Genomic DNA, 12147 nt, shown 5'->3' with positions numbered 1-12147 from the left:
ACGCGGCGAAAACCTTTGGCTACAAGCAAAAACGGCGGAGGATGGAACGCCGGGAGCGTCGCATCCTCCGCCGAAAAAAAACGCCAGGGCGCCGGGGCGGCCGGCGCGCGCGTTCACGCCGTCTCGGCCAGGATGCCGTCGATGGCGCGCGTGACCTCGTCGATCGGCTGCATGCCGTCGATCTGCTTCAGCTGTCCGCGGGCGCTGTAATAGGGCGACACCACGGCGGTGTCCCGGTTGTAGGCGTCGAGGCGGGCCTTGAAGACCTCCGGGTCGTCGTCCTTGCGCACGGGCTCGCCCTTGGCCTTCGCCTCGGCGGCGCGGTTGAGGATGCGGCCCACCAGCTTCTGCTGGTCGACCACCAGCTCGATCACCGCGTCGAGCTTGAGGCCCTTCTCGGCCAGAAGCCGGTCGAGCGCCTCGGCCTGCGCCACGGTGCGCGGAAAGCCGTCGAGGATGAAGCCGTTGCGGGCGTCAGGCGCCTCGATGCGCTCGGCGATGATGCCGATGACGATGTCGTCCGAGACGAGGCCGCCCGATTCCATCACCGCCTTGGCCTTCAACCCCACCGGCGTGCCCGCCGCGACGGCGGCGCGGAGCATGTCCCCGGTGGAGAGCTGAACGATACCGTGACGGTTCACCAGCCGTTGCGCCTGCGTCCCCTTGCCGGCTCCGGGCGGTCCCAGCAGCACCAGCCTCATCTTATTTCCTCCTCCCCCCGCGCAGCTTGGCCTTCTTGACCAGTCCTTCGTACTGGTGGGCCAAGAGATGTCCCTGGATCTGGGACACCGTATCCATGGTCACGCTGACCACGATGAGCAGCGACGTCCCACCGAAATAGAACGGAACCGACGCATAGGAAATCAGCAGTTCGGGGAAGAGGCAAACCGCCGCAATGTAGGCCGCGCCCACCACGGTGATGCGGGTGAGGACGTAGTCGATGTATTCGGCGGTGCGCTCGCCGGGACGGATGCCCGGGATGAAGCCGCCGTGCTTCTTCAGGTTGTCCGCGGTCTCGCTCGGATTGAACACGATCGCGGTGTAGAAGAAGCAGAAGAATACGATCAGCGCCACATAGAGCACCATGTAGAGCGGGCGCCCGTGGCCGAGATGGGTCGTGATGGTCTGCAGCCATTCCGGCCCCTGGCCCTGCGAGAAGCTGGCGATGGTGGTCGGGATCAGCAGCAGCGAGGAGGCGAAGATCGGCGGGATGACGCCCGACGTGTTCAGCTTCAGCGGCAGATGCGAGGACTGGCCCTCATAGACCCGGTTGCCCACCTGGCGCTTGGGATACTGGATCAGCAGCCGGCGCTGGGCGCGCTCCATGAACACGATGAAGGCGATCACCAGCACCGCCATCGCCAGCACGGCGAGGATCAGCACGGTGGAGATGGCGCCCTCGCGGCCGAGCTCCAGGGTGCGCACGAAGGCGCCCGGCAGCTCCGCGACGATGCCGCCGAAGATGATGAGCGAGGTGCCGTTGCCGATGCCGCGCGAGGTGATCTGCTCGCCGAGCCACATCAGGAACATGGTGCCGCCGGTCAGCGTGATGACCGTGGTGATGCGGAAGAACCAGCCGGGATCGGCCACCACCGTGCCCGAACCTTCCAGGCCCACCGAGATGCCGTAGGCCTGGAACAGCGCCAGCACGACGGTGAGGTAGCGGGTGTACTGGTTGAGCTGCTTGCGGCCCGCCTCGCCTTCCTTCTTCAGCGCCTCCAGCGTCGGCGAGACGCTGGTGAGGAGCTGGATGATGATGGAGGCCGAGATGTACGGCATGATGTTCAGGGCGAAGATCGCCATGCGCTCCACGGCGCCGCCCGAGAACATGTTGAACAGCCCGATGATGCCCTGGTTCGCGGTCTTGAACACGTCCGCGAGGGCATCGGGGTTGATGCCGGGCATGGGGATGTAGGTGCCGAGCCGGTAGACCAGCAGCGCGCCGAGGGTGAACCAGATGCGCTTCTTCAGCTCCTCGGCCTTGCCGAGGGCGCCGAAATTGAGGTTCGCCGCGAGTTGTTCCGCCGCCGAGACCATGCCTTGCTCCGCTTGAGGCCGCCCCTGCAGGAAGGGGCGCAGCCCTTATATGAGGGCGGGAATTGCGGTGCCAAGGCGGCGCCGGCGCATCGATCCGGAGTGTGTCCGGCAAGCCATGCCGGACAGGCCCGAGCGAGATGCCGCGCCGCGCACCAAAACGCGAACCGGGCGCGCGGGCGCCCGGTCCGAACTCACATCGTCAGTCCGCGGCCTTCTCGGCCTTCGGAGCCAGCACGGTGATCGAGCCGCCGGCCTTCTCCACCGCCTCGGTGGCGGCCTTGGTGGCATAGGCCACCTCCACCTTCACCTTGGCGGTGATCTCGCCGGTGGCGAGCAGCCGCACGCCGTCCTTGGCCCGGCGCAGGACGCCGGAGGCGATCAGCGCCGCGGCGTCGACCGGCTTGGAGGCGTCGAGCTTGCCGGCATCGACCGCCGCCTGGATGCGGCCGAGGGTGACCTCGGCGAAGTCGAGGCGGAAGATGTTGGTAAAGCCGCGCTTCGGCAGGCGACGATGCAGCGGCATCTGGCCGCCCTCGAAGCCCTTGATGGCGACGCCGGTGCGGGCCTTCTGGCCCTTCACGCCGCGCCCGGCGGTCTTGCCCTTGCCCGAGCCGATGCCGCGGCCGACGCGCATGCGCTTCTTGCGCGCGCCGGGATTGTCCCTGATTTCGTCGAGGTTCATGGCTTGATCCTCACTCCCCCTCGACCACGCGGACGAGGTGGGCGACCTTGGCGATCATGCCGCGCACGGCCGGAGTATCCTGGAGGGTGGAGCGGCGGTGCCGCTTGTTCAGCTTGAGGCCCTTCAAGGTGGCCTCCTGGTCGAACGGGCGGCGGATCGGCGAGCCGATCTGCTCCACGGTGATGGTCTTGTCGCTCATGTGGCGCGCTCCTGATCTTCGCGGTTCGCGCCTCAGTCCGTCGCTTCCGCGTCTTCGACGCGGCGGCGGGACTGGAGCTGGGACACCTTGAGGCCGCGGCGCGCCGCGACCGAGCGCGGGCTGTCCTGGTTCTTCAGGGCATCGAAAGTGGCGCGCACCATGTTGTAGGGGTTGGAAGACCCGAAGGACTTCGCCACCACGTCGTTCATGCCGAGCGTCTCGAACACGGCGCGCATGGGGCCGCCGGCGATGATGCCCGTGCCGGCCGGAGCCGCGCGCAGGATCACCTTGCCGGCCCCGTGGTGGCCGTGCACGTCATGGTGCAGCGTGCGGCCTTCCCGCAGCGGCACGCGGATCAGCGAGCGCTTGGCGCTTTCCGTCGCCTTGCGGATCGCCTCCGGCACCTCGCGGGCCTTGCCGTGGCCGAAGCCGACGCGTCCCTTCTGGTCACCCACAACCACCAGCGCGGCGAAGCCGAAGCGACGGCCGCCCTTCACCACCTTGGCGACGCGGTTGATGTGGACCAGCTTGTCCACGAACGTGTTGTCGCGGTCCTCGCGCTCATGGCGCTGTTCCCGATCACGGGCCATTTTCGCTCGTCCTTCGCGTCAGAACTGAAGGCCGCCCTCGCGGGCACCTTCGGCGAGCGCCTTGACGCGCCCATGATAGATGTATGCGCCGCGGTCGAAGACGACCTCGGACACGCCCTTCGCCAAAGCCCGCTCGGCCACCAGCTTGCCGATGGTCTTGGCGGCGTCGGTGTCCGCCCCGGTCTTGAGCGACGAACGCAGGTCCTTTTCGAGGCTGGAGGCGGAGACCACGGTCTCGCCCTTCGCGTCGTCGATGATCTGCGCATAGATATGCTGCGAGGTGCGATGCACGCTGAGGCGCGGACGCCCGTTCGCGGCGACGCGGAGGGCGCGACGCACCTTGGCCTTGCGGCGCTCCTGCGCCTGAAGATCCTTAGCCATGGCTCGCCATCCTTACTTCTTCTTGCCTTCCTTGCGGAAGATGAACTCGCCAGCATACTTGACGCCCTTGCCCTTGTAGGGCTCGGGGCCGCGGAACTCGCGGATCTCCGCCGCCACCTGGCCGACCTTCTGCCGGTCGATGCCGGAGATCAGCACCTCGGTGGGCTTCGGGGTCACGATCTGGATCCCTTCCGGGATCGGATAGACCACGTCGTGGCTGTAGCCGAGCGACAGGTTCAGGTTCTTGCCCTGGACCGCCGCCTTGTAGCCGACGCCGGTGATCTCCAGCTTCTTCTCGAAGCCCTTGGTGACGCCCTCGATCAGGTTCGACACGAGGGTGCGGGACATGCCCCACATGGCCCGGTGGCGTTGGGTCTCGCCGCGCATGGACACCTTGAGCTCGCCGCCCTCGATGTCCGCGCCGATCTCCTCGACCAGCGTGAGCTGGAGCGCGCCCTTCGGGCCCTTCACCTTTACCGTCTGCCCCTCCAGCGTCGCGGTGACGCCGGACGGAATGGCGACGGGCAATTTGCCGATCTTCGACATATCGTTCTCCCTCGCCTCAGAACACGGTGCAGAGCACTTCGCCGCCGACGTTCTTGTCGCGGGCTTCGTGGTCGGCCATCACGCCCTGGGGCGTGGAGACGACCGCGATGCCGAGACCGTTGGCGACGCGGGGAAGATTCTTGACCGACGCATAGACGCGGCGGCCGGGCTTCGACACGCGGGAGATCTCGCGGATCACCGGCACGCCGTCGAAATACTTGAGCTCGATCTCGAACTCGGTACGGCCGTTGCCGTGGTCAGTCGCGGTGTAGCCGCGGATGAAGCCCTCGTCGCGCAGGACGTCGAGAACCGAGGCGCGCAGGCGCGAGCCGGGGGTCTGCGTCTTGTCCTTGCGGCGCATCTGCGCGTTGCGGATGCGGGTGATGAGATCGCCGATGGGATCGTTGATGGCCATCTTCTAGCTCCTCACCAGCTCGACTTCACGAGGCCGGGGACCATGCCCTGGTTGCCCAGCTCGCGCAGGGCAATACGGCTCATCTTCAGCTTGCGGTAGAACGCCCGCGGACGGCCCGTCACCTCGCACCGGTTGCGGATGCGGATGCGGGCGCCGTTGCGCGGCATCTCCGCCAGCTTCAAGGTCGCCTGGAAGCGCTCCTCGATCGGCAGGGACTTGTCGTTCACGATCGCCTTCAGACGCGCGCGCTTCGCCGCATGGCCCTTGGCCAGCTTGCGGCGGCGCTCGTTCGTCTCGATCGCGCTCTTCTTCGCCATCTTCTGCTCCTGTTCTCCGCGTCTGAGGCGGCCAAAGCCCCTCACGGCCGGAAAATCACGTCTCTCGTTCGAACTCTGCGAGAACCGCCCTCCCCATCGGGAAAGGGCCGCCCTTCTATACCGTCACTGACGGAAGGGGAAGTTGAAGGCCTTCAGGAGGGCCCTCGCCTCTTCGTCCGTCTTCGCCGTGGTGCACACGATGATGTCCATGCCCCAGACCTGCTCGACCTTGTCGTACTCGATCTCGGGGAACACGATGTGCTCCTTGACGCCCATGGCGAAGTTGCCGCGGCCGTCGAAGCTCTTGGGGTTCAGGCCGCGGAAGTCCCGCACGCGCGGCAGCGCGACGGTGACCAGGCGGTCCAGGAACTCGTACATGCGGATCTTGCGAAGGGTGACCTTCGCGCCGACCGGCTGGTTCTCGCGCAGCTTGAAGTTCGAGATGGCCAGGCGGGCGCGGGTCAGGACCGGCTTCTGGCCGGCGATCTTCGCGAGGTCCGCGGCGGCGGTGGTCGCCTTCTTGGTGTCCGCGGTGGCTTCGCCCACGCCCATGTTGATGACGATCTTCTCGATCGTCGGCACTTCCAGGGCGTTCTTATAGCCGAACTCTTCGATCATCTTCGGCCGCACCACCTCGTCATAGAAGGTGCGCAGCCGGGGGGTGTAGGCAGCCTCAGCCATCGATCTTCTCCCCGGAACGCTTGGCCACGCGGACCTTGCGCCCGTCATCCAGCACCTGGAAACCGACGCGGGTCGGCTTGCCGTCCTTGGGATCGGCAATGGCGACGTTCGACAGGTGGATGGGAGCCTCCTTGGAGATGATCCCGCCCTCCTGGTTCGCCGTCTGGCGCTGGTGACGCTTGACGATATTGATGCCACGGACGAGCGCGCGCTCCTCCTTCGGCATCACACTGATGACCTCGCCGGAGCGGCCCTTGTCGCGGCCGGCGAGGACGACGACCTTGTCGCCCTTCTTGATCTTCGCGGCCATCACAGCACCTCCGGCGCCAGCGAGATGATCTTCATGTGGTTCTTCGCGCGCAGCTCGCGCGGAACGGGGCCGAAGATACGGGTGCCCACCGGCTCCTTGTTGTTGTTGATGAGGACCGCCGCGTTCTTGTCGAAGCGGATCACCGAGCCGTCCACGCGGCGGATGTCCTTCGCGGTGCGGACCACCACGGCCTTCATCACGTCGCCCTTCTTCACGCGGCCGCGCGGGATCGCCTCCTTGACCGACACCACGATGATGTCGCCCACATGGGCATACTTCCGCTTGGAGCCGCCAAGCACCTTGATGCACATGACGCGACGCGCGCCGGAATTGTCCGCCACGTCGAGATTGGTCTGCATCTGGATCATGACGCACCTGTTCTCGTCACCGGCTCAGCCGGCGCGCCGGCATTGCCTTCAAACCCGAAATACCGTGGCCGCTCATCGGAACACGGTCTTGCCGCGGTGCGGTCTCCACTCGGCTGCGCATGCAGACGACGGACCCGGCGCCGGGGCCTTCGCTCCCGCCCGGACGAATCAGCCGGGCGGGGAACCTCTTATCAGACTTCCGCCCGCTTCTCGCCCTGGATAACGATCCAGTTCTTGAGCTTGGACAGGGGCCGGTGTTCCTCGATCCACACCGTATCCCCCACCTTCCAGGCATTGCCTTCGTCGTGGGCGTGATACTTCTTGGACCGGCGAACGGTCTTCTTCAAGAGCGGATGGGTGAAACGACGCTCGACACGCACCACGACGGTCTTGTCGGTCTTGTCGCTCACCACGACGCCTTGGAGCACGCGCTTCGGCATCGCTTCCTCACTTCGCCTTCTGCGCCGGCGAACCGGCACGCTTAATGGTCTGCACCGTCTTGATCCGCGCGATGTCGCGGCGGATCTCGCGCTGGCGCGCGGTGTTCTCGAGCTGCCCCGTCGCCTTCTGGAAGCGCAGGTTGAACTGCTCCTTCTTCAGCTTCAGCAGCTCATCGGCGAGCTGATCGGGGCTGAGGGCCCGAACGTCCTCGGCTTTCATGAGCTTCTCCTCACTCGGCGATGCGCTGGATGAAGCGCGTCTTGATGGGGAGCTTCGCCGCCGCGAGGGTCAGTGCCTCGCGGGCGATCTCGACGCTCACCCCGTCGATCTCGAACATGATGCGGCCGGGCTTGACCTTGGCCGCCCAGTATTCCGGCGCGCCCTTGCCCTTGCCCATGCGGACTTCGGTGGGCTTGGAGGTCACCGGGACGTCCGGGAACACGCGGATCCACACCCGGCCCGCACGCTTCATGTGACGCGTGAGGGCGCGGCGGGCCGCCTCGATCTGGCGGGCGGTGACCCGCTCCGGCTCGAGGGCCTTGAGGCCGAACTCGCCGAAGTTCAATTCCGTGCCGCCCTTGGCGACGCCGTGGATGCGTCCCTTGAACTGCTTGCGGAACTTGGTGCGCTTGGGTTGCAACATGGCTTGATCGCCTTCTTAACCAGTCTGGCCGTCAGGCGCGGTCGCGGTCGCCGTGACCACGGTCACCGCGATCGCCACGGTCACGGTCGCCACGCTCGCGCCGCTGCGGACGCGAAGAGGGACCGGCTTCCTGCTCGGCCTGGCGCTTGTCCTGCGCCATGGGATCGTGCTCGAGGATCTCGCCCTTGAAGATCCACACCTTCACGCCGCACGTGCCGTACGTGGTGAAGGCGGTGGCGGTGCCGTAGTCCACGTCCGCGCGCAGGGTGTGCAGCGGGACGCGGCCCTCGCGGTACCATTCCAGGCGCGCGATCTCAGCGCCGCCGAGACGGCCCGAGCAGTTGATGCGGATGCCCTCGGCGCCGAGGCGCATCGCCGACTGCACCGCGCGCTTCATGGCGCGGCGGAAGGCGACACGGCGCTCGAGCTGCTGGGCGATGGACTCGGCCACCAGCGTCGCGTCGGTCTCGGGCTTGCGGATTTCGACGATGTTGATGAACACCTCCGAGTCCGTCATCTCGGAGACCTTCTTACGCAGCTTGTCGATGTCCGCGCCCTTCTTGCCGATGACCACGCCCGGACGCGCCGAGTAGATGGTCACGCGGCACTTCTTGTGCGGACGCTCGATCACCACCTTGGACACCGCGGCCTGCTTGAGCTGCTTCAGCAGCATCTCGCGGATCTTGATGTCCTCGTGCAGCAGCTTGCCGTATTCGCCCTTGTTGGCGAACCAGCGGCTGTCCCACGTGCGGTTGATGCCGAGCCGGAGCCCGACCGGATTGACCTTCTGACCCATCAGGCCCGCTCCTCGACTTCCCGCACCACGATGGTGATGTGGGAGAAGGGCTTCTCGATGCGCGAGGCGCGACCGCGCGCCCGCGGCGAGAACCGCTTCATCACCAGACCCTTGCCCACGTGCGCCTCGGCGACGATCAGGTCGTCGACGTCGAGCTCGTGGTTGTTCTCGGCGTTGGCGATCGCGCTCTCGAGGCACTTCTTCACGTCGCGGGCGATCCGCTTGTGAGAGAATTCGAGATCGGCGAGCGCCGTCGCCACCTTCTTGCCGCGGATCAGGCCCGCGACGAGGTTCAGCTTCTGCGGCGAGACGCGCAGATTGCGCGCGATCGCCTTGGCTTCGTTGTCCGCGAGCGCGCGGGGCTTTGCCTGCTTACCCATGACCGATCACCGCCGCTTCGACTTCTTGTCGGCCGCGTGCCCGTAATAGGTACGGGTCGGCGCGAACTCGCCGAACTTCTGGCCGATCATTTCCTCGGTGACATTCACGGGCACATGCTTGTGACCGTTGTAGACGCCGAAGGTTAAGCCCACGAACTGGGGCAGGATCGTGGAGCGCCGGCTCCAGATCTTGATAACGTCCCTGCGACCCGACCCCTGGGCGGTCTCCGCCTTCTTCAGGAGGTAGCCGTCGACGAAGGGGCCCTTCCAAACCGAGCGTGTCATCGTTCAGGCCCTCACTTCTTCCGCTTGTGGCGGCTGGACACGATGAACTTGTCCGTCGCCTTGTTGTTGCGGGTCTTCTTACCCTTGGTGGGGAAGCCCCAGGGGGTGACCGGATGCCGGCCGCCCGAGGTGCGGCCTTCGCCGCCGCCGTGCGGATGGTCGACCGGGTTCATGGTCACGCCGCGATTGTGCGGCTTCACGCCCAGCCACCGGTTGCGCCCGGCCTTGCCGAGCGAGATGTTCATGTGGTCCGGGTTCGAGACCGCGCCCACGGTGGCGTAGCAGGCGCCGAGAATGAGGCGCTGCTCGCCGGAATTGAGGCGCACGATCACGTAGCCCTGGTCGCGGCCGACGATCTGCGCGTAGGTGCCGGCCGAGCGGGCGATCTGGCCGCCCTTGCCCACCTTCATCTCCACGTTGTGCACGATCGTGCCCACCGGCAGGGAGGACAGCGGGCCGGCATTGCCCGGCTTCACGTCCACCTGGTCGCCGGCGATCACCTGGTCGCCCACGGCGAGGCGCTGCGGGGCCAGGATGTAGGCGAGCTCGCCGTCCTCATACTTGATGAGGGCGATGAAGGCCGACCGGTTCGGATCGTACTCCAGCCGCTCCACCAGCGCCGGCATCCCGCGCTTCAGGCGCTTGAAGTCGACGACGCGATACGACTGCTTGTGGCCGCCGCCACGGAAGCGCACCGTGATGCGCCCGTTGTTGTTGCGCCCGCCCGAGGAGGACTTGCCCTCGGTCAGGGTCTTCACCGGCTTGCCCTTGTAGAGGCCGGAGCGGTCCACGATCACGAGCTGGCGAAGGCTCGGCGTGACCGGCTTGAAATGCTTCAGCGCCATGGTCTTCTTCCGTTTCCTTCAGCTCACAGGCCCGTGGTGATGTCGATCTTCTGGCCCTCTTCGAGGGTCACCACGGCCTTCTTGACGTCGTTCTGGACGCCCTTGCGGCCCTTGAAGATCTTCACCTTGCCCTTGCGGACCAGCGTGTTGACGCTCTTCACCTTCACGTCGAAGAGCTTCTCCACCGCCTCTTTGATCTGAGGCTTGGTGGCAGTCTTCGCGACGTTGAAGACGACCTTGTTGAACTCGCTCGCCGCCGTCGCCTTCTCGGTGATGACGGGGGAGACGATGACGTCGTAGTGACGCGGTTCGATGTTGCGCGTGCTCATTTGAAGCGCGCCTCCAGCGCGTCCACGGCGGCCTTGGTCAGGACCAGGGTGTCGCGGCGCAGGATGTCGTAGACGTTGATGCCCTGGATCGGCAGCACGTCGACATAAGGCAGGTTGCGCGCCGCGAGCGCGATGTTCTGCTCCACCTGGGCGCCGTCGACCACCAGCACGGAGGACCAGCCGAGCTTGGCGAGCCGGTCCTTCAGCGCCTGGGTCTTGGGGTCGGCCAGCGAGGCGCTGTCCACCACCACGAGCTGGGCGGCCTTGGCCTTGGAGGAGAGCGCATGCTTCAGGGCCAGCGCGCGCACCTTCTTCGGCAGGTCGATGGCGTGCGAACGCACCACCGGGCCGAAGGCGCGACCGCCGCCGCGGAACTGCGGCGCCGAGGCCGCGCCGTGGCGGGCGTTGCCGGTGCCCTTCTGCTTGTACATCTTCTTGGACGTGCGGTTGATCTCCGAACGGCCCTTGGTGCGGTGCGTGCCGGCCTGGCGGCGCGAGAGCTGCCAGGTCACGCAGCGGTGCAGGATGTCCGCGCGCGGCTCGAGACCGAAGATCTCGTCCGCAAGCGTCACCGAGCCGGCATCAGCGCCGTCGAGCGTCTTGACGGTCAGTTCCATCACACGCCCTCCTCGGCGGCAGCTTCGGCCACGGGTGCATCCGCGCCGTTGGCGAGCTTGAACGCGCCGGGCTTGGGAGCGGCCTCGGGCAGCTTCTTCTTGACCGCGTCGCGCACGGTGATCCAGCCGCCGGCGTGGCCGGGAACGGCGCCCTCGACCGCGATCAGGCCGCGCTCGACGTCGGTCATCACCACCTTGAGGTTCTGGGTGGTGACGGTGACGTCGCCCATGTGCCCCGGCATCTTCTTGTTCTTGAAGGTCTTGCCCGGGTCCTGGCGGCCGCCGGTCGAACCGATCGAACGATGCGAGATGGAGACGCCGTGCGAGGCGCGAAGACCACCGAAATTGTGGCGCTTCATGCCGCCGGCGAAGCCCTTGCCGATGGTGGTGCCGGTCACGTCCACGAACTGGCCCACGACGAAGTGGTCAGCCGTGATCTCGGCGCCGACCGGGATCAGCGCGTCTTCCGGCACGCGGAACTCGGCCATCTTGCGCTTCGGCTCGACCTGAGCGACCGCGAAGTGGCCGCGCTCGGCGCGGGTCACGTTCTTGGGCTTGCGGCGGCCGGCTCCGAGCTGGACCGCGACATAACCGTTCTTGTCGAGCGTGCGGTGGGCAACCACCTGGCAGCTCTCAACTTTCAGCACAGTGACCGGCACGTGCTCACCGGCATCGGTGAAGATGCGGGTCATGCCGACCTTCTGGGCGATGACGCCTGACCGCATGGTCGTGTCTCCTCGCACCACGTCAGAGCTTGATTTCGACGTCAACGCCGGCGGCGAGGTCGAGCTTCATCAGCGCGTCCACCGTCTGGGGCGTCGGATCGACGATATCGAGCAAGCGCTTGTGGGTGCGCATCTCGAACTGCTCACGCGACTTCTTGTCGATGTGAGGCGAACGGTTGACGGTGAACTTCTCGATCCGCGTGGGCAGCGGGATCGGGCCGCGCACCTGGGCGCCCGTGCGCTTGGCCGTGGCGACGATCTCGCGCGTCGACGCATCGAGGATGCGGTGATCGAACGCCTTCAGGCGAATTCGAATGTTCTGGCCGTTCATGGCTCAATTGGCTCCAGGAAGAGGAAACGCGCACGCCGGTGCGCAGCGCGTTTCGTTCTTGTTGATCACTCGATGATGGCGGCGACGACGCCGGCGCCGACGGTGCGGCCGCCTTCACGGATGGCGAAGCGCAGCTTCTCCTCCATGGCGATCGGCACGATCAGGTGCACGTCCATGGACACGTTGTCCCCCGGCATCACCATCTCGGTGCCTTCGGGCAGCGTGCACA

General features: G+C 66.5%; 24 protein-coding genes. All 24 read right to left on the bottom strand.

Annotation, left to right across the window (positions count from 1 at the left end):
• Positions 1-113: 113 nt before the first annotated feature.
• Complete coding sequence (locus D9R14_RS21930) at positions 114-701, bottom strand: adenylate kinase (protein WP_121625664.1); 588 nt, start codon at positions 699-701, stop codon at positions 114-116.
• Position 702: 1 nt separating this feature from the next.
• The gene (secY, locus tag D9R14_RS21925; protein WP_121625662.1) at positions 703-2037 is read right to left on the bottom strand and encodes a preprotein translocase subunit SecY; all 1335 of its coding nucleotides are present in this window, start codon (positions 2035-2037) and stop codon (positions 703-705) included.
• 199 nt (positions 2038-2236) lie between these two features.
• The gene (gene rplO, locus D9R14_RS21920) at positions 2237-2719 is read right to left on the bottom strand and encodes a 50S ribosomal protein L15 (RefSeq protein WP_121625660.1); all 483 of its coding nucleotides are present in this window, start codon (positions 2717-2719) and stop codon (positions 2237-2239) included.
• Positions 2720-2729: 10 nt separating this feature from the next.
• A complete protein-coding gene (rpmD, locus tag D9R14_RS21915; protein WP_121625658.1) occupies positions 2730-2918 on the bottom strand; it encodes a 50S ribosomal protein L30 in 189 nt (62 codons plus the stop codon).
• A gap of 32 nt (positions 2919-2950) precedes the next feature.
• Positions 2951-3508 carry a 30S ribosomal protein S5 gene (gene rpsE, locus D9R14_RS21910; protein WP_121625656.1) on the bottom strand — a complete coding sequence of 186 codons (558 nt, stop codon included), beginning with the start codon at positions 3506-3508 and terminating at the stop codon, positions 2951-2953.
• 18 nt (positions 3509-3526) lie between these two features.
• Positions 3527-3889 (bottom strand): 50S ribosomal protein L18, encoded by a 363-nt coding sequence (gene rplR / locus D9R14_RS21905; RefSeq protein WP_121625654.1) that lies wholly within the window; start codon positions 3887-3889, stop codon positions 3527-3529.
• A 12-nt stretch (positions 3890-3901) separates the two neighbouring features.
• Positions 3902-4435, bottom strand: coding sequence for a 50S ribosomal protein L6 (rplF, locus tag D9R14_RS21900; protein ID WP_121625653.1), 534 nt, complete (start codon positions 4433-4435; stop codon positions 3902-3904).
• A gap of 16 nt (positions 4436-4451) precedes the next feature.
• Entirely contained in the window at positions 4452-4850 is a 399-nt protein-coding gene (gene rpsH / locus D9R14_RS21895; protein ID WP_121625650.1) for a 30S ribosomal protein S8, read from the bottom strand.
• A gap of 11 nt (positions 4851-4861) precedes the next feature.
• Positions 4862-5167 (bottom strand): 30S ribosomal protein S14, encoded by a 306-nt coding sequence (rpsN, locus tag D9R14_RS21890; RefSeq protein ID WP_121625648.1) that lies wholly within the window; start codon positions 5165-5167, stop codon positions 4862-4864.
• Positions 5168-5290: 123 nt separating this feature from the next.
• The gene (gene rplE / locus D9R14_RS21885) at positions 5291-5848 is read right to left on the bottom strand and encodes a 50S ribosomal protein L5 (protein WP_121625646.1); all 558 of its coding nucleotides are present in this window, start codon (positions 5846-5848) and stop codon (positions 5291-5293) included.
• Positions 5841-6158: a 50S ribosomal protein L24 gene (gene rplX, locus D9R14_RS21880; RefSeq protein WP_121625644.1), complete on the bottom strand. Its 318-nt coding sequence runs from the start codon at positions 6156-6158 to the stop codon at positions 5841-5843. The genes rplE and rplX overlap by 8 nt, the downstream gene beginning before the upstream one ends.
• Positions 6158-6526 carry a 50S ribosomal protein L14 gene (gene rplN, locus D9R14_RS21875; RefSeq protein ID WP_121625641.1) on the bottom strand — a complete coding sequence of 123 codons (369 nt, stop codon included), beginning with the start codon at positions 6524-6526 and terminating at the stop codon, positions 6158-6160. The genes rplX and rplN overlap by 1 nt, the downstream gene beginning before the upstream one ends.
• A 191-nt stretch (positions 6527-6717) precedes the next feature.
• Positions 6718-6966, bottom strand: coding sequence for a 30S ribosomal protein S17 (gene rpsQ / locus D9R14_RS21870; RefSeq protein ID WP_121625639.1), 249 nt, complete (start codon positions 6964-6966; stop codon positions 6718-6720).
• A gap of 7 nt (positions 6967-6973) precedes the next feature.
• The gene (gene rpmC / locus D9R14_RS21865; protein ID WP_121625638.1) at positions 6974-7186 is read right to left on the bottom strand and encodes a 50S ribosomal protein L29; all 213 of its coding nucleotides are present in this window, start codon (positions 7184-7186) and stop codon (positions 6974-6976) included.
• 10 nt (positions 7187-7196) lie between these two features.
• A complete protein-coding gene (gene rplP, locus D9R14_RS21860; protein WP_121625636.1) occupies positions 7197-7610 on the bottom strand; it encodes a 50S ribosomal protein L16 in 414 nt (137 codons plus the stop codon).
• Positions 7611-7641: 31 nt separating this feature from the next.
• Positions 7642-8406 (bottom strand): 30S ribosomal protein S3, encoded by a 765-nt coding sequence (gene rpsC / locus D9R14_RS21855; protein ID WP_121625634.1) that lies wholly within the window; start codon positions 8404-8406, stop codon positions 7642-7644.
• Positions 8406-8786, bottom strand: a complete 381-nt coding sequence (gene rplV, locus D9R14_RS21850) for a 50S ribosomal protein L22 (RefSeq protein ID WP_121625632.1) — start codon at positions 8784-8786, stop codon at positions 8406-8408. Before rplV ends, rpsC begins: the two co-directional genes overlap by 1 nt.
• A gap of 6 nt (positions 8787-8792) precedes the next feature.
• Positions 8793-9071 (bottom strand): 30S ribosomal protein S19, encoded by a 279-nt coding sequence (gene rpsS / locus D9R14_RS21845; protein ID WP_121625630.1) that lies wholly within the window; start codon positions 9069-9071, stop codon positions 8793-8795.
• Between the two features lie 11 nt (positions 9072-9082).
• On the bottom strand, positions 9083-9916 hold the full coding sequence (gene rplB / locus D9R14_RS21840) for a 50S ribosomal protein L2 (protein WP_121625628.1): 834 nt from the start codon (positions 9914-9916) through the stop codon (positions 9083-9085).
• A gap of 23 nt (positions 9917-9939) precedes the next feature.
• A complete protein-coding gene (locus tag D9R14_RS21835; RefSeq protein ID WP_121625627.1) occupies positions 9940-10245 on the bottom strand; it encodes a 50S ribosomal protein L23 in 306 nt (101 codons plus the stop codon).
• Entirely contained in the window at positions 10242-10862 is a 621-nt protein-coding gene (gene rplD, locus D9R14_RS21830; protein ID WP_121625625.1) for a 50S ribosomal protein L4, read from the bottom strand. Before rplD ends, D9R14_RS21835 begins: the two co-directional genes overlap by 4 nt.
• Positions 10862-11587, bottom strand: a complete 726-nt coding sequence (rplC, locus tag D9R14_RS21825; protein WP_121625622.1) for a 50S ribosomal protein L3 — start codon at positions 11585-11587, stop codon at positions 10862-10864. The genes rplD and rplC overlap by 1 nt, the downstream gene beginning before the upstream one ends.
• 22 nt (positions 11588-11609) lie before the next feature.
• On the bottom strand, positions 11610-11918 hold the full coding sequence (gene rpsJ / locus D9R14_RS21820) for a 30S ribosomal protein S10 (RefSeq protein WP_012113701.1): 309 nt from the start codon (positions 11916-11918) through the stop codon (positions 11610-11612).
• Positions 11919-11983: 65 nt separating this feature from the next.
• Positions 11984-12147: EF-Tu C-terminal domain-related protein (locus D9R14_RS21815; protein WP_500692518.1), on the bottom strand; the 164-nt coding region annotated here is incomplete at its 5' end.

Origin of the sequence: Xanthobacter tagetidis, assembly GCF_003667445.1 — a bacterium.
Lineage (GTDB): Bacteria > Pseudomonadota > Alphaproteobacteria > Rhizobiales > Xanthobacteraceae > Xanthobacter > Xanthobacter tagetidis.
This window is presented reverse-complemented; position numbering and strand designations above follow the sequence as displayed.

Excerpts from the sequence above, each read along its gene's own strand:
- rpmD (WP_121625658.1), bottom strand. The coding sequence starts at position 2,918 with ATGAGCGACAAGACCATCACCGTGGAGCAGATCGGCTCGCCGATCCGC.
- rplO (WP_121625660.1), bottom strand. The coding sequence starts at position 2,719 with ATGAACCTCGACGAAATCAGGGACAATCCCGGCGCGCGCAAGAAGCGC.
- rplX (WP_121625644.1), bottom strand. The coding sequence starts at position 6,158 with ATGGCCGCGAAGATCAAGAAGGGCGACAAGGTCGTCGTCCTCGCCGGC.
- rplR (WP_121625654.1), bottom strand. The coding sequence starts at position 3,889 with ATGGCTAAGGATCTTCAGGCGCAGGAGCGCCGCAAGGCCAAGGTGCGT.
- rplE (WP_121625646.1), bottom strand. The coding sequence starts at position 5,848 with ATGGCTGAGGCTGCCTACACCCCCCGGCTGCGCACCTTCTATGACGAG.
- rplV (WP_121625632.1), bottom strand. The coding sequence starts at position 8,786 with ATGGGTAAGCAGGCAAAGCCCCGCGCGCTCGCGGACAACGAAGCCAAG.
- rpsN (WP_121625648.1), bottom strand. The coding sequence starts at position 5,167 with ATGGCGAAGAAGAGCGCGATCGAGACGAACGAGCGCCGCCGCAAGCTG.
- rpsS (WP_121625630.1), bottom strand. The coding sequence starts at position 9,071 with ATGACACGCTCGGTTTGGAAGGGCCCCTTCGTCGACGGCTACCTCCTG.
- rpmC (WP_121625638.1), bottom strand. The coding sequence starts at position 7,186 with ATGAAAGCCGAGGACGTTCGGGCCCTCAGCCCCGATCAGCTCGCCGAT.
- rpsQ (WP_121625639.1), bottom strand. The coding sequence starts at position 6,966 with ATGCCGAAGCGCGTGCTCCAAGGCGTCGTGGTGAGCGACAAGACCGAC.
- rpsH (WP_121625650.1), bottom strand. The coding sequence starts at position 4,850 with ATGGCCATCAACGATCCCATCGGCGATCTCATCACCCGCATCCGCAAC.
- D9R14_RS21930 (WP_121625664.1), bottom strand. The coding sequence starts at position 701 with ATGAGGCTGGTGCTGCTGGGACCGCCCGGAGCCGGCAAGGGGACGCAG.
- D9R14_RS21835 (WP_121625627.1), bottom strand. The coding sequence starts at position 10,245 with ATGAGCACGCGCAACATCGAACCGCGTCACTACGACGTCATCGTCTCC.
- rplF (WP_121625653.1), bottom strand. The coding sequence starts at position 4,435 with ATGTCGAAGATCGGCAAATTGCCCGTCGCCATTCCGTCCGGCGTCACC.
- rplN (WP_121625641.1), bottom strand. The coding sequence starts at position 6,526 with ATGATCCAGATGCAGACCAATCTCGACGTGGCGGACAATTCCGGCGCG.
- rpsE (WP_121625656.1), bottom strand. The coding sequence starts at position 3,508 with ATGGCCCGTGATCGGGAACAGCGCCATGAGCGCGAGGACCGCGACAAC.
- rpsJ (WP_012113701.1), bottom strand. The coding sequence starts at position 11,918 with ATGAACGGCCAGAACATTCGAATTCGCCTGAAGGCGTTCGATCACCGC.
- rpsC (WP_121625634.1), bottom strand. The coding sequence starts at position 8,406 with ATGGGTCAGAAGGTCAATCCGGTCGGGCTCCGGCTCGGCATCAACCGC.
- rplB (WP_121625628.1), bottom strand. The coding sequence starts at position 9,916 with ATGGCGCTGAAGCATTTCAAGCCGGTCACGCCGAGCCTTCGCCAGCTC.
- secY (WP_121625662.1), bottom strand. The coding sequence starts at position 2,037 with ATGGTCTCGGCGGCGGAACAACTCGCGGCGAACCTCAATTTCGGCGCC.
- rplP (WP_121625636.1), bottom strand. The coding sequence starts at position 7,610 with ATGTTGCAACCCAAGCGCACCAAGTTCCGCAAGCAGTTCAAGGGACGC.
- rplC (WP_121625622.1), bottom strand. The coding sequence starts at position 11,587 with ATGCGGTCAGGCGTCATCGCCCAGAAGGTCGGCATGACCCGCATCTTC.
- rplD (WP_121625625.1), bottom strand. The coding sequence starts at position 10,862 with ATGGAACTGACCGTCAAGACGCTCGACGGCGCTGATGCCGGCTCGGTG.